Raw genomic sequence first — 13461 nt, 5'->3', positions numbered from 1 at the left:
TTAATCCCACTGTTTACCAGTTGTCTCGACCTACAAGAATAAATATACCGAAAGTGTTTCATTTCAACAACCCTAAATTTGTAACTAAAATGCAATCTAATGGTCTTATTAAAAATTTTTTACATGGTGTCTTATGGAAAATGATTTTCCGATTACCCTACTGTTAAAAAACACCTTTTTTTCGACAAAAAGTGACACGTTTTCACGACTGGGTGTCGAATGATTTTTTTATCAAAAAAGCTAGACTAACTTCTCTGCTTTTAGTCCGATTTTAAAAAACGCGGAAATGATTCGAAAGTCACGCTCTGATTTTCAATCCAAAAGAGATTAAAAAAATTTATTTTAGATGTTTTTTGATCCTTTCATCGCTTTTCCCCTGATTGTCCCCACTCACAAATTGTGTCGAAATCGTGAAAACGCATTCCTCGTCTGTTAGGAATGCGTTCTTTCTATAGATGATTAGCGCGTCACTTATATCTGCTTCGTTGTTTTCCCGTACCTGTTCTCAGAAGAGATAGTGATCTTTGTGCCACGCTTTGCTTTAGGGATTGAAAATGTATAGCGACCCGTTTGATTCGCTATTTGAGTATACGTCCGCTGGTTGATCGTTACTCGCACTGTAGCATTCTTCTCCGTCGTCCCGCTGACCTGTCGCGCTCCGGCTTTCACCGGAGTGATTTGTAAGACTGGGAACAGGTGACTCGCTGTCATCCGGAAATGATAGTATCCGCTGTAGTACGTACTCCCGATCCGGAAGTAGTAGGTGCCTTTCGGAAATTCGAGACTGTCCTTCCATCTCCCTGGTGTCTTCTCATTTCCGCTCAGACTCCGGTAATAGAGCGACTTGTTCATCGGGTCCGTCCATTCGATCGTCATGGATGGATCAATCATCGTCGTGACATCGAACGTCACCTGACTCTTTTTCGGCAGCGTCACACGGTAGTAATCGTGATGATCCTGCCAGGTCAGCAGACCACTATAACTTTGTGCAAACAATAGACGTGTTGCCTCGAGCACTCCGTCATTCGGTTCCTGTTCATTCGTCGTTACCGGTTGCATCGCTGCCTGGACCTGATAACGACCGGTTTGTGTACTTGTCCGTGACAAGGTCAGGAAGTAAGTCCCCGCTTCGACATAAACCGCTCGACGGAATTTTTCCGGCGACTTCTCTTCACTGACAAGATAGCTCGAGAAGACGTTCTCATTTAAACTGTCCGTCAGACTGATCGTTGCATTGCCGCGCAGGTATGTATCGATGGCTAGTGATAGCTTGCCGTTTTTTGGGACGTTCACTTGATAGATGTCTTTTTCATCTTGCGCAGACAGCATTCCACGGATCGCTTGCTGAAACGGTAAGACTTGCGCTTCTAGCGTACCGTCGTTCGGTTCCTGATCATCCGTCGTGACGGTTTCTGCTGTCGCACGAAGCGTGTAGGCTGCCGGTCGCTTACTTAAGATGTATTCCGCTACGACGAGACGGTAGTTGCCCGGCTCCACGTATTCAGACAGGACAGCTTGTGCCGGTCTGACACCGTCACTCGTTACACTCTGATAGAGAACTTGTTTACCACGCTCATCCTGTAAGGTCACACGTGTATTTTCACCGAATCCACTGACGTCGACAGTCAACTTACTCGGACGTGTCACGGTGACATCATATTTCTTCGCCTCATTAGGTTTTAGGACATCGGATACCGGTTGATCCCATACGAGTGGACCGTCCGCTTCGACCGCACCACCTGACCAGATGATCAGTAGTAAGCTCAGCACACTCGCTCGCCCGACCATACGTATTCCGTTCATCGTCTTCTCTCCTCGCTTTTAGGTCATGCCTTCCTCAGTATACGAAACCACCTGTTGGAAAATGTTTGTTCTTTTCAGGAGGATGGGAACCGATTCTTAAAAATCAGCGATAACCAAAAAAAGAAAGCCACGCAGGCTTTCTTTTTAAAGTCGATCTGCTAGTGTTCGCCCGAGTAAAGCGTTCTGCTCCGACGCGTTGACTACTTTCTAGTAGATCCTTTCTTATAAAACTCACGGTAGAGCATACATCGACTTTTCCAGCGCTTCGAGAAACGGACGCTCCGCAAAGGCATGGCTCCGTTCTGCTGTGACGACGATCGTCTCCTTCTCGCGTTTAAAACGAACTGGTAGTCCTTCTGCGATCCAGTCGAGCTGCGCTTGCATCTTTTGGCGGATACTTCCGCCCTTGCGTTCTGCTTCCATGAACTGACGTATGTACTGCAGGACATAGCCGAATCCGAACTCGATTGGAATTCGGAGTTCCGTCCCCCGTTGACGAATCCGAATCAGTCCTGCCCCGTAATGGACAGCACGTTCCCACTCTTCGTTCTGTCGTTGATTCCATCCGGGATATAACACGTGTGCCTCGAGCGCTCCTTTGGGACCACTCGGTTGAACCGCGAAATAATCGATCTGCATGTCGCCTCGTCCTTTCGTCTAGCAAAATAGGGATGACACCATGACTGGTCTCATCCCTATTGACAGGTCGCACTTAGCGTTTGTTCGAAAATTCTTTTCCCGGACGTCCGATCGCTTCATAAGCGACGCCTGCCGGGGCATCAACGTACTGCCAACAGTTCCGTCCGTCGATCAAGCGTGGCGTCTGCATGACGCGCGTCAACAGTTCCGGCGCCATCGTCTTCATCTCCGGCCACTCCGTCATGATGACGGCGACGTCCGCTCCGCGTAACGCTTCTTCAAGCGTCGGTTTCTGGTCAAGCAATGTCCGCGCCGCCGGATCATAGCCGACGACGACGACACCAAGTTGCTCGAGCCGTTCCGCGAGACGCAAGGCTGGTGCATCCCGTAAGTCGTCCGTGCCCGGCTTAAAGGCAAGACCGAGTAGCGCGACACGCATCCCCCGCTCCGGTCGGATCTTCGCGAGGACGTAATCGAGCTGGGCTTCGTTCGTCCGGTCAGCTGCTTCGATGACGTGCAGCGTCGTCTCGTGCGTTCGCGCAAGCGTCGTCAATGCGGCGATGTCTTTCGGGAAACAAGATCCGCCGTAGCCGGCACCCGCTCGCAAGAAGGCGGAACCGATCCGGGGATCAAGTCCGATCCCGTGGGCGACTTCCGTCACGTCGGCACCGACTGCGTCCGCTAGGCGAGCAATCTCATTAATGAAACTGATTTTGACGGCGAGGAAACTGTTCGCCGCATATTTCGTCAATTCCGCTGTCGTCGGATCAACGACGACGACCGGGGCTGTCGTTTGAAATAACTGTTCGACCGTTTTCGCAAAGGCGGCATCCGTCGTCCCGATGATTAGACGGCTCGGCTGACGGTTGTCCGCGAGGGCCGTTCCTTCACGCAGGAACTCTGGCACCATCGCGAAGCGTAACGTTGGGTGCTCGTCTTGCAGGCGGGCCGTCGTTCCCGGTGGTACCGTCGACTTGACGATGACACTCGCGCCCGGGCGTGTTTCTTCAATCAAACGTGCGACCGCTTCAACAGCCGATAGATCACAGCTACCGTCTGCCCGTTCCGGAGTCCCGACGGCGATCAAGTACAAATCGGACGCCGGATAGTCCGTCGTGAACGTCAAGCGTTCGCGATTGAGGCGGAGCGCGTCTTCGATTCCTTCTTCGGTGATCGGTGCGATCCCTTGCGCTAACCGTTCCATCCGTTCTGCATTCAAGTCGACACACGTCACCTCATGTCCGTTTTCTGCGAGTCCGATCGCGGTGACGAGTCCGACATATCCTGTCCCAATCACTGTTGCTTGCATCTCCATCACGTCCTTGTCCATTTTTCTCTGTCTTCACTATACGGGAGGAAAGCCGATTTGTGCATCGAAAAAGCTTTCCGAATACGCTATACTGAGTACGGAATGGAGGAATGCATGTGGCGATCATTATTTTTAGCCTCATTTGTCTCTTCGCGTATCGGATCCGTAAGCTTCCAGAAGTCCTGCGGTCGATTTTACTCGTCCTTGGTTTAATCAGTGGATGGTTCGCGTTATTTGAGATCATTGGATATATCGAAGCCAATCCGTACTTGGCGGCCATCCCGATCGCACTCGGGCTCGGCTATTGGTACTGGAAACGTAAACAACGTTCCGTCAAAAAGACGCCTTCGGATCAGTGAAGGCGTCTTTTCCTCTTACATACGAAAGCGCACGAGGGAGTTGTCCCTACGTGCGCTTTGTTTTTAGGATTGTTGTTTACGTTCCATCGACGCGATCTGTTCCTCGATATCAAGCAACTTCAATTCGTGTTCGAGCTCGAGGCGACGTTTCTTCCGTTTCAAGCGCGCGAGTTCCGCTTCCATCGAAGCTTTCGAGGCTTCCGGTGTTGTCGTCGTTTCACTCGATTGCATCGTCGCTTGAAGTGGATCAAAGACGTTCGACTTCGCGAACTGAGCTGCTTCCGGTCCGAACATATCTTGGATGATTGGGAGAATCTTGTTCAATGCGGTTCCCGGAATCTGTGATTTCTCATCGACTAACCGTTTCAGCGCCAATTCATCGACACGGTACCCTTTGCCGTCCTGCTCCGCGTGCAATTCCCCTGTCCGAATCCAGCGCCGGACCGTCTCTTCCGATACGCGTAACAATTCACTGATCTGTTTTGTCGTCAACATCGAATCCCTCTTTCCTGTGATTTGATACTACTATTATGCGCATATGTGTGCGTGTGTGTCAATCAACACACATCCCTCCATAAAAAAAGAACGCCTCACTCAGGAGACGTTCCGTTTAAGCCTTATCGTTTTCGAACAAGTAACCATACTCCGACGACGGCACTCATGCCACCGACGATCGCGAACGGAAACGGCTTGTCTTCCCCTGCTTGCGGTAGACGCTCCGCTGTAACGCTTGGAGTCGACGTAGTGTCCGCTTTTGCTGCGACCGGTGCTGTCGATTTGACCGGACTAACGACTTTCGTCGGTGTTTCCTTGACCGGTTGAACAGGTGGCGCCAGTTCGACGGCAACCATTGTTCCGCCACCATCGCGTGTTAGATCAAGGACGGCGTCGACCGATTGACGCTTCAAGTGTTTCAAGAGGTGCGCCTGAGCATCCTTCGCCTCACTCATGTCCTCTTCAAACGCAATGTAATCGAGGTGATGCATCGCTTTGACTGTATAACCGGCAGGCGCTTTGACTTTTAAGATGTACGTGCCGACGGGGAAGCTGTCTCCGCCTGCAAAAGTATGATCATTCCCTTCGTCTTCAATCGTCCATGCCGTTTCACCCGTGACCGTATCCAGTAACGTGTACGTCATCGGGACGGTCTCTTCTTTTTCCTGCGGCTGTTGGTCCCCATTCGCATCGACGAAGTTCGTCAGTGTCAGGAAGTGCGACGGTTCCATCATCTCGTCCCCTTCTGTCATACCGGCATCGATGATTCGGACGTCCCCTGCTTGGATCGTTACGTTCGTTGTTCCGAACGTGTTGACATCTGAATCCTGATGCGGCTTCGTGAACGTATACAAGCCGATGTCATAGCCATCGACCTTGACTTGATACGTCCCTGGCGTCACCTGTTCGAATATGTAGTTCCCTTGTTCCGTGATCGCCATGTCCGTGACGTCGCCACGTGGCGTGATTAAGAAGACACTGACGTCATCAAGAAGGGCTTCTGTCTCTTGGCGAATCCCGTCTTCGTTTGCGTCATACCAGACCGTTCCCGTAATTTGCCCCTTCGTCGCCTTGACGTTCGTCGCCGGAGATGGTTTTGTTTCTGTGACTGGCTTTTCCTTTGTCGGCGTCGTCGGTTTTGGTTGATTCGGTGTGACCGGTTGTGTATCCGGTTTGACGTCTGGTTTAACCTCCGGTTCCGTGACCGGTTCTTCCGGTGTCGCAGGATTGTCCGTTACCGGCTCCTCCGCGTCGACTTTCGGAAACTCAAGGAGGATCGATTGCTGTGTCGTTGGTTCCGTGACGACGATCCGTGGTGCCGTCTCTGACGTGAACGTCACCGTCGGATGTGCAGTGATATCAATGCCGCTTCCCGTCAAACCGTCTGAGAACGCAAGCGCCGTCTCACTCGTCACATCGACGATGCCTTCTCCCGTGAAGGTCAACGTATACGGCCCTGTCCCGCTTGCTGTCACGTCCCATTTCGATTCGGCTTGGACCGGAGCGATGCCCGTCCCACCCCACATCAGGAGTAACAAAAAGATGATGATTTTTTTCATGGTGTCTCATTCAGCTCCGTTTCTATAAGAAAAACATATCTAAATTTTAAACAACAACGTAAAATTAAACCAGATAATTTTGTTTGAACTGTCCTTTTTTTCAACTTTCCACCATTTTCCGTAAAGGTCGTGATTTTTCATGAAACGTATCCTTCCACTCCTCCTTGGTGTCAGTCTCCTGACCCCGTCCGCCGTCTCGGCTGCTACGACACCACTTCCGGTGACGAGTCAGACGTTACGCGGTACATACGATGCTTCCGGACGCGCTGTCTTCACCTTACCGTCCGCCCTTTATATCGAACGAGCGACGCATCTTGAATTCGATTTAGATCGCTCAAAAGGTTCCGTCTATACCTCAAAGACGAATTTCAGTAAAGGGACCACTTACAGCCGATATCGCCAATTGCAAGACGAAGCGTTGATCTTCCCGCTCAGCTGGTCCGGTACACAGTATGTCGTTTTTGAAGGAAAACCCGGTACCCGCTACCAGATTCCTTTCAATCTTCGTAAACTCCAGCCGCTCTTGCCGATGAAACCAAGTGCGACGACGTCAAAGACCGCGAGTCTCCTCGTCAAGATGAAGCACGGCAGTCTGAAACAATCCGTCTCGACGTCGCTCCAGGCGACACGATCGTCGCTTCCGGGCCTGTCCCTCGAAGAATGGACGTTCAAGACGAATGCTGCCGCAGCGCAGGCAAAACGTTACTTAGAACGATCAGCTGCTGTTGACTACGTCGAGCATACACAGACCGTCCGGACGGCAAAGGATATGTATCGCCCGTACCAATGGTCGCTCCAGAACACAGGACAACGAAAAGGAAAAGTCGGAGCTGACATCCAGTATGCCGCTGCCTTAAAACGACTCGCCGGAAAAACGTTACAGCCGACACTTGTCGCCGTCGTTGATACCGGGATCAACTCGACCTATGCCGATTTCGCAGGACGCGTCCGGACCGATCTCGGGTACGACTTCATTCGCGGAAAGACTTCCGTCACCGATCCAGACGGTCACGGTTCCCATGTCGCCGGGATCATTGCTGCGAATGCCGATAATCTGTATGGCATTCAAGGGATCAATCCAGCGGCTTCCTTAATTCCGATTCGTGTCCTTGATGCAAACGGGCAAGGCTCCACGTCGGACGTCGCACGTGGTATTCTCCATGCGATCAAAAAAGGCGCCCGCGTCATTAACCTCAGTCTAGAAATGGATGAAAAATCACGCGCTATCGAGGATGCGATCGCGTATGCCGATCAGAAGAAGGTGCTCGTCGTCGCTGCTTCCGGTAATGACGGTGCGAAGACGATCAGCTATCCTGCACGCTATGCGCATGTTCTATCTGTCGGCGCGACGGACCGAAAAGATGTCCGCGCTTCGTTCTCGAATCGCGGAAAAGGACTCGATCTCGTCGCCCCAGGGGTTGAGATCCCAAGTTATATCGGTGACGGTGAACTCGCCTATTCGAGTGGGACTTCGATGGCAGCCCCTCACGTCGCAGCAGTCGCGAGTCTTTTGATGAGCTTGAAGCCGAGCTTGTCACCGAGTGCGACAGAGAAGCTTTTAAAATCGTCTGCCCGAGATCTCGGAACAAAAGGCTACGACACCTCATACGGCTACGGTCGCCTCGACGTAAACCGTGCCGTCTCGCTCGTCAAATAAACGATAAAGCGCCGATTCCTGTGACAGGAGTCGGCGCTTTATCGTTCATCGGATGATTTCGAGCGGAATCTCAATCCCGCGTCCTGCTCCGGCGTCAATGACAAGGACAGGCAGGCGATTTTCGTTGAAAACTTCATCTTCAACGGTTGTATCTGAAGTGTACGTGCGAATCTCACCCATTTTTTTAGCGGAAAACGACACGAATGGGAACGGAATCGATTGATTCGAGACCTCTAAGCGAATGTCGACTTGTTGATCGTCAAGACGAATGTCATTCGTCGTCTTGATCGTCAAACGCATCCGGTCCTTACTCGTCAAGGAAATCTGGGCGGAGATGTTCTCTGTCTGACCAGCCCGTTTGATCGGGTCGACGATGACCGATGGGGAAGCGGTCTCGACCTTTTCAGCACGCTGACAGCCAGGGATGATCAATAAGGAAATCGCGAGAGGAAGCAACCAGCGTTTCATCTGGTCATCACTTAATTGCGAATGTCAATTCGGCAGTGCAGGCGACTTCCCCGTCTACCGTCGCTGTGGCACGACCTTTTCCGATAGGTCCACGTAACTTCGTCAATTCCACTTCGAGGCGCAATTGATCGCCTGGCACGACTTGACGTTTAAAGCGGCAGTTCTCGATGCCGGCAAAGAAAGCAAGCTTTCCTTGATTCGCTTCCATCTTGAGGACAGCGAAGGCACCGACTTGCGCGAGCGCCTCGACGATGAGAACGCCGGGCATGACGTTATAGTCAGGAAAGTGTCCGTTGAAGAATTCTTCGTTCGCAGACACGTTTTTCACTCCGACCGCGCGTTTGCCTTCTTCGACCTCTAAAATCCGATCGACGAGCAAAAAGGGATAGCGATGCGGAATGACTTCCTTGATTTGTTCGATTGTATACATTATTAAACAGCTCCCATCACTGACAAATTAAGATTTCATCCAAAAATCGGTGATGCGGGTCCATGTGTCGAGCTTTAACACATCCATTGCCTCGCCACCACCAAACGTTGCATACCCTATCATTGCACCGACGACCAGTGCGACGATGACGAGAACGAGAACGATCAACAACCGGACGAGAATTGGGACACGTCGCGTCGTGTATTTCCGAAGACGTGGTGTTTTCTTTTCAGATGTTCCGGCGTCCTTGCCTTGTTGATGTCGCTTTGAACGTTCACGCGTTGGCTGTTCCGTACCTGCTTGGTCTTGTACCATTTTGATCACCTTTCATTGATTCAGTCTAAGCGTAGTATAGCACATTAGTACCAGGTAACAATATCAGGAATGACTTTGTTTTCTCCTGGTTCCTAGCTAGTGTAACACGAGCGATCGGTAAACATTTAAAAAAAGTTTTCTTTTGTTATATAAGGAAGTAAAAAATTCGCAACACATTATTTCCGTAAATCTCACATTTTTTTAAATCCAAATGCCATCCATCCGCGTAAGCCTTACAGATTCACAAGCAACACTTACAAGCACAGGATGACACGGGCCCGGTTTCATCCCTCTATTCAAGTTTAGATCAACGCTTCCAAACGTTTTCATATTAAAAACCAAAGCAAGCGCTCCACTACTTTACAATCGAGAGGATGGATTCAACATGAAACACACTAAAAAATTCGCAGCATCAGCAATGGCAGCAGCACTCGTACTTCCAGGAACAGCAGCATTCGCTTCTGGTGGCGCAGATGACATGAAACAAGAGGCACCAAAGAACGTCACGGTCAAAACAAAAGCTGCTGACCTTCGTGCAACACTCGATCAGTTACTTTCAGAGCACTTCGTCCTCGCTGTCATGGACATGAAAAAACAATATGACGGTTCAAAAGACGCAGAATATTACGAAGCAGCACTTAAACAAAATGCACTCGATATGACACCAGCCATCGCTTCAGTTTACGGCGATGAAGGCGCAAAACAATTCGAGAAAATCTTCGTTGATCACAATAAATACACAACAGACCTCGTCAAAGCTGTAAAAGCAGATGACCAAGACGGCATCAACGCTTCGAAGAAAGAAACAGAAGAGTTCGTACAAGATCTCTCAAGCTTCCTCGATACAGCAACGGAAGGTAAACTCCCGAAAGCAGCAGCTGAAGAAGTCCTCCGTGCGCACGAAGCAGATGTCTACAAGACATTCCAACAATATGCAGCTGGTGACTACGAAGGATCGTACAACACGTTCCGTGAAGGATACAGCCGCATGTACGATATCTCTAAAGCACTCTCAGTCGCTATCACAACACAAATGCCTGAGAAATTCGATAACACGAAAGCTGACTCAAAAGCAGCAGATCTTCGTTCAACACTTAACAGCCTTGCAGCTGAACACGTTGCACTTGCAAACCTCAGCATGACAGCTGGTGTTGATAAAGCGAAGGATTACGATGCAGCAAACTGGGCTGAAGATATGCACACTGCAGACTTCAAAGCAGCGATCAAATCAATCTACGGTCAAGCCGGTGCGGATCAGTTCGAACAAGTTTGGACGAAAAACCACATCGAAGCACAAGCAAACCTTGTCACAGCAGCAATCAATGACGATAAAAAATTAATGGGTGACGCACAAGACATGCTCAAAATGTTCTCGAACGATTTCGGTGCATTCCTCGGTGCGGCAACAGAAGAAAACCTTCCAACAAAAGCAGCACAAGAAGCCGTATCAGGTCACGAGACTTACGTCCAAGATACGTTCATGCAGTATGTTGAAGGCGACTACAAAGGTTCTGTCGACACATTCCGTGAGTCTTACGCTTACATGTACGGCGTAGGTGAAAACCTCGGTGAAGCGATCGTCAAACAATCGCCAGAGAAATTCATGGATGGTACACCAGGCTCAATGCCGAACACTGGTAACGGTGGTATGAGCGACAACAACACAGCTGCAACAACAGGTGCAATCGCAGTATTCGGTCTCGCACTCGGAGCAGTTGGTCTTGTCCTCGCACGCAAACGTCAAAACGCCTAAGAAATTGGGTATAATCAAAAACAGGATAGCAATCTGCTATCCTGTTTTTACATAGAGAGACCCTTCTCTCGGAAAGGAGTTACACGTCATGCGAAAATGGTTACTGCCGACAAGCATCGTTTTGATGGTTGCTTCCGTCGGAACGCTCTTGTTCCTGCTCTTTAGCACGCCGGAACAAGCAGCATCCAACATCACCCAAGGAACGGCGTCACCCAAGACGGTGACTTCTTCCGAGAATAAGAAGGAGGCGCCAGCAGAAGATCCGTTAAAACCATCGGACATCTTCAAAAAAGAGTTCAAGGATCTTTCGACGAATGAAGTCGAATTACCAAAGACTCTCTCGATTCCAACGCTTGACGTCAAAACAAAGGTCGAGCAAGTCGGTCTTGATAAGAATGGCGCCATGGCGACACCAAAGAATGAACAACAAGTCGGCTGGTATAAGTTTGGTCCACGTCCAGGCGATGTCGGGAATGCTGTCATCGATGGACACACCGATACGAAAACAGGTCCTGCCGTCTTCTATCAACTACGAGACTTAAAGAAGAATGATCAAATCAAGATTAAGGATGCTTCGGGACGGACGCTCGTCTTCCGCGTCAAAAAGCTTGTTCAATACGATCACTTGGATGCCCCGCTTCAAAAAATCTTTGGTGCTTCTGAGAAACGGAATCTTAACTTGATTACGTGTATCGGAACGTTTGACCAAAATGCCGGAACGTATGATGATCGACTCGTCGTTTTCACAGAACTCGATGAGAAAGCATCTGATCCCGTCAAAACACCACCGAAACCAGCCACGAACGTCCGCGTCAGTGGTGGATTCGTCAACTGGTATGCTTCTACGGATAAAGATGTCGTCAAATACAACATCTATCAAGAAAAAGACGGTAAACGCAAAAAACTCGGTACAACAGATGTCATCGAACGGAAAGCCTTCCCACTTCCAGAAGATGCGACGGGTCGTTTCATCATTACAGCCGTCAACAAAGCAGGCATTGAATCGGAAGAAGCTTTCAGTGCCGTACGTCGTTAAGATCCACAAAAAAGCCAGAGTCTAGCGACTCTGGCTTTTGACGTCCATCAATAACGAATATGCTGTTTGCTCCAGCGAATCGATTCCTTGAACTGACGGACGAGATCTTCTGCCGGTGCCGTTAAATAATAGGCCAGCCCGTGCACTTTTTCTGACATCTGCTGGACGACGAGACCATCTTCGATCAGCTCCTGCAGCTGTTCGAGGATTTGACCGTGTGACTGATCAATCCGTTGCTCGAGTTCCCCGATCGTCAACGCCCCATCACGCAAGAGATAAATGATACTCGACTTGAGGCTGTTCTCGAAGTTGTGTTGAAACTTCTGCAATGCCAGTAAATCGGCTTGTTCTTCGGTATGACGTGAATCCATCTGATCCCTGCCCCCTTTTTCTTAACTACGTCTTCAGTATGACGCACTTTTACGTGAATTTCAAAACTCAATCGCGCTCCGTGACAATCGTATCGAACGTCTTCTCTTCTTCCGTAATGACCATCTTCTTTTGCGACCGAAGATGATAGAGACGACGGATGTTCAGGATGACGACCTTCATGACGGCGTAGAACGGAACACCGAGTAAGACCCCGAAGAATCCAGCGATATTCCCCGCAACCAGCAGGACGATGATGATCGTCAATGGATGGACATCGAGCGTTTTCCCTTGGACGAGCGGTGACATGATGTGCGAATCAATCTGTTGCGCGACCGTCATGACGATGATTGCATAAATCGCAAGAATCGGATCCTGAATGAACCCGACGATCAATGCCGGAATGACACCGAGGACCGGACCAAGAAATGGAATGATGTTCGTCAGTGTCGCAAACAAGGCAAGCAGCAACGCATAATCAATCCCGATGATTAAGTATCCGATGTAGGCGATGATCCCGACCCCGATACTGACGATGACCTGACCTCGGATGTAACTCATGATCGTCAAGTGGACGTCCCCGAGAATTTTTTTCGTTTCCTTATGGTACTCGTACGGCATCAGCTTGACGAGATTGCCTTTCAGCTTATCGCCATCAAGCAACATATAGATCAACATGATCGGGATGATGACGATCGTCACGACCGTCGTCGTCACGACACTGACGAATCCACCAACGCCCGTCCCGATGTTCTTGAGGAACGTCGAAGCGTATTCCGAGATGTTGCTAGAAAACTTATTGAACAAGTTATCTGGTCCTGAGAGAAAGCGTGAGAACACCGAACTGTTTTCAAGTTGCTCTCGGACATCGATCAATTGACGCTGAAACTGCGTCGCAAGTGTCGGAATCGAGTTGACGAACTGTGTGATCTGTTCTGATAGCATCGGACCGAAGATGAAGCCGAGCGTCGTCAAGATTCCAATTAGACCGACGAGGACGATCAAGACAGCAGGCCGTCGCTTCATCTTCTTCTCGAGCAACTCGACGATCGGCAGCAGGACATAATAGAGAATCCCGGCGATCGCAAGCGGTGGTACGACCATCTGTAGCAAAATCGCGACCGGTCGGAATAGGAACGTGACATGATCGCCAATCCAGACGATGATGAGTAACGTCATGATCCACCAGGCGAATCGGTACCATTTGTTTTCGAACATTTTTTGCATCTAACCACTTCCCTAATTTAAAGTATGAAGTTCCATATCCCC

14 protein-coding genes are annotated in these 13461 nt (G+C 49.9%); 4 read left to right on the top strand and 10 right to left on the bottom strand.

Annotated elements, in window-relative coordinates:
* Window positions 1-471 precede the first annotated feature (471 nt).
* The 3 genes from KNQ14_RS00730 to KNQ14_RS00720 form a co-directional block, all read right to left on the bottom strand.
* Complete coding sequence (locus KNQ14_RS00730; protein ID WP_214859221.1) at window positions 472-1803, bottom strand: Ig-like domain-containing protein; 1332 nt, start codon at window positions 1801-1803, stop codon at window positions 472-474.
* 231 nt (window positions 1804-2034) lie between these two features.
* On the bottom strand, window positions 2035-2442 hold the full coding sequence (locus KNQ14_RS00725) for a hypothetical protein (RefSeq protein WP_035395896.1): 408 nt from the start codon (window positions 2440-2442) through the stop codon (window positions 2035-2037).
* 73 nt (window positions 2443-2515) lie between these two features.
* Entirely contained in the window at window positions 2516-3751 is a 1236-nt protein-coding gene (locus KNQ14_RS00720) for a UDP-glucose dehydrogenase family protein (protein WP_214859220.1), read from the bottom strand.
* A gap of 110 nt (window positions 3752-3861) precedes the next feature.
* Between KNQ14_RS00720 and KNQ14_RS00715 the strand changes: the two genes are divergently transcribed.
* On the top strand, window positions 3862-4110 hold the full coding sequence (locus tag KNQ14_RS00715; protein ID WP_041255214.1) for a hypothetical protein: 249 nt from the start codon (window positions 3862-3864) through the stop codon (window positions 4108-4110).
* A 63-nt stretch (window positions 4111-4173) separates the two neighbouring features.
* Here KNQ14_RS00715 and KNQ14_RS00710 read toward each other — a convergent pair whose 3' ends face one another.
* Together KNQ14_RS00710 and KNQ14_RS00705 are read right to left on the bottom strand one after the other, a co-directional pair.
* Window positions 4174-4605: a helix-turn-helix domain-containing protein gene (locus KNQ14_RS00710; RefSeq protein ID WP_214747089.1), complete on the bottom strand. Its 432-nt coding sequence runs from the start codon at window positions 4603-4605 to the stop codon at window positions 4174-4176.
* 122 nt (window positions 4606-4727) lie between these two features.
* The gene (locus KNQ14_RS00705) at window positions 4728-6164 is read right to left on the bottom strand and encodes an SdrD B-like domain-containing protein (RefSeq protein WP_214859218.1); all 1437 of its coding nucleotides are present in this window, start codon (window positions 6162-6164) and stop codon (window positions 4728-4730) included.
* A gap of 139 nt (window positions 6165-6303) precedes the next feature.
* Between KNQ14_RS00705 and KNQ14_RS00700 the strand changes: the two genes are divergently transcribed.
* A complete protein-coding gene (locus tag KNQ14_RS00700; protein WP_251138249.1) occupies window positions 6304-7821 on the top strand; it encodes a S8 family peptidase in 1518 nt (505 codons plus the stop codon).
* 45 nt (window positions 7822-7866) lie between these two features.
* Here KNQ14_RS00700 and KNQ14_RS00695 read toward each other — a convergent pair whose 3' ends face one another.
* The 3 genes from KNQ14_RS00695 to KNQ14_RS00685 are packed head-to-tail and all read right to left on the bottom strand — an operon-like array spanning window position 7867 to window position 9034.
* Window positions 7867-8289 carry a hypothetical protein gene (locus KNQ14_RS00695; protein WP_053454386.1) on the bottom strand — a complete coding sequence of 141 codons (423 nt, stop codon included), beginning with the start codon at window positions 8287-8289 and terminating at the stop codon, window positions 7867-7869.
* Window positions 8290-8296: 7 nt separating this feature from the next.
* A complete protein-coding gene (fabZ, locus tag KNQ14_RS00690) occupies window positions 8297-8719 on the bottom strand; it encodes a 3-hydroxyacyl-ACP dehydratase FabZ (protein ID WP_023469477.1) in 423 nt (140 codons plus the stop codon).
* 27 nt (window positions 8720-8746) lie between these two features.
* Window positions 8747-9034 carry a DNA-directed RNA polymerase subunit beta gene (locus KNQ14_RS00685; protein WP_214860381.1) on the bottom strand — a complete coding sequence of 96 codons (288 nt, stop codon included), beginning with the start codon at window positions 9032-9034 and terminating at the stop codon, window positions 8747-8749.
* A 385-nt stretch (window positions 9035-9419) separates the two neighbouring features.
* Between KNQ14_RS00685 and KNQ14_RS00680 the strand changes: the two genes are divergently transcribed.
* The gene (locus tag KNQ14_RS00680) at window positions 9420-10787 is read left to right on the top strand and encodes a hypothetical protein (RefSeq protein ID WP_023469479.1); all 1368 of its coding nucleotides are present in this window, start codon (window positions 9420-9422) and stop codon (window positions 10785-10787) included.
* Window positions 10788-10875: 88 nt separating this feature from the next.
* Window positions 10876-11823: a class F sortase gene (locus KNQ14_RS00675; protein WP_023469480.1), complete on the top strand. Its 948-nt coding sequence runs from the start codon at window positions 10876-10878 to the stop codon at window positions 11821-11823.
* Window positions 11824-11870: 47 nt separating this feature from the next.
* On the opposite strand, the gene KNQ14_RS00670 is transcribed toward KNQ14_RS00675, so the two are convergent.
* Window positions 11871-12194: a winged helix-turn-helix transcriptional regulator gene (locus KNQ14_RS00670; protein ID WP_023469481.1), complete on the bottom strand. Its 324-nt coding sequence runs from the start codon at window positions 12192-12194 to the stop codon at window positions 11871-11873.
* A gap of 67 nt (window positions 12195-12261) precedes the next feature.
* On the bottom strand, window positions 12262-13419 hold the full coding sequence (locus KNQ14_RS00665) for an AI-2E family transporter (protein WP_035395884.1): 1158 nt from the start codon (window positions 13417-13419) through the stop codon (window positions 12262-12264).
* Window positions 13420-13461 lie beyond the last annotated feature (42 nt).

It is taken from the genome of Exiguobacterium sp. s161 (assembly GCF_018619045.1).
GTDB classification, from domain to species: Bacteria; Bacillota; Bacilli; order Exiguobacteriales; family Exiguobacteriaceae; genus Exiguobacterium_A; species Exiguobacterium_A indicum.
The sequence above is the reverse complement of the archived record's forward strand: the minus strand, read 5'-3'. Positions and strand labels throughout refer to the sequence as shown.

Bases quoted from the DNA above. Each gene is read 5' to 3' on its own strand.
- KNQ14_RS00700 (WP_251138249.1), top strand. From the start codon at position 6,304: ATGAAACGTATCCTTCCACTCCTCCTTGGTGTCAGTCTCCTGACCCCG.
- KNQ14_RS00710 (WP_214747089.1), bottom strand. From the start codon at position 4,605: ATGTTGACGACAAAACAGATCAGTGAATTGTTACGCGTATCGGAAGAG.
- KNQ14_RS00665 (WP_035395884.1), bottom strand. From the start codon at position 13,419: ATGCAAAAAATGTTCGAAAACAAATGGTACCGATTCGCCTGGTGGATC.
- KNQ14_RS00680 (WP_023469479.1), top strand. From the start codon at position 9,420: ATGAAACACACTAAAAAATTCGCAGCATCAGCAATGGCAGCAGCACTC.
- KNQ14_RS00725 (WP_035395896.1), bottom strand. From the start codon at position 2,442: ATGCAGATCGATTATTTCGCGGTTCAACCGAGTGGTCCCAAAGGAGCG.
- KNQ14_RS00685 (WP_214860381.1), bottom strand. From the start codon at position 9,034: ATGGTACAAGACCAAGCAGGTACGGAACAGCCAACGCGTGAACGTTCA.
- KNQ14_RS00675 (WP_023469480.1), top strand. From the start codon at position 10,876: ATGCGAAAATGGTTACTGCCGACAAGCATCGTTTTGATGGTTGCTTCC.
- KNQ14_RS00730 (WP_214859221.1), bottom strand. From the start codon at position 1,803: ATGAACGGAATACGTATGGTCGGGCGAGCGAGTGTGCTGAGCTTACTA.
- KNQ14_RS00705 (WP_214859218.1), bottom strand. From the start codon at position 6,164: ATGAAAAAAATCATCATCTTTTTGTTACTCCTGATGTGGGGTGGGACG.
- fabZ (WP_023469477.1), bottom strand. From the start codon at position 8,719: ATGTATACAATCGAACAAATCAAGGAAGTCATTCCGCATCGCTATCCC.
- KNQ14_RS00695 (WP_053454386.1), bottom strand. From the start codon at position 8,289: ATGAAACGCTGGTTGCTTCCTCTCGCGATTTCCTTATTGATCATCCCT.
- KNQ14_RS00670 (WP_023469481.1), bottom strand. From the start codon at position 12,194: ATGGATTCACGTCATACCGAAGAACAAGCCGATTTACTGGCATTGCAG.
- KNQ14_RS00720 (WP_214859220.1), bottom strand. From the start codon at position 3,751: ATGCAAGCAACAGTGATTGGGACAGGATATGTCGGACTCGTCACCGCG.
- KNQ14_RS00715 (WP_041255214.1), top strand. From the start codon at position 3,862: ATGCATGTGGCGATCATTATTTTTAGCCTCATTTGTCTCTTCGCGTAT.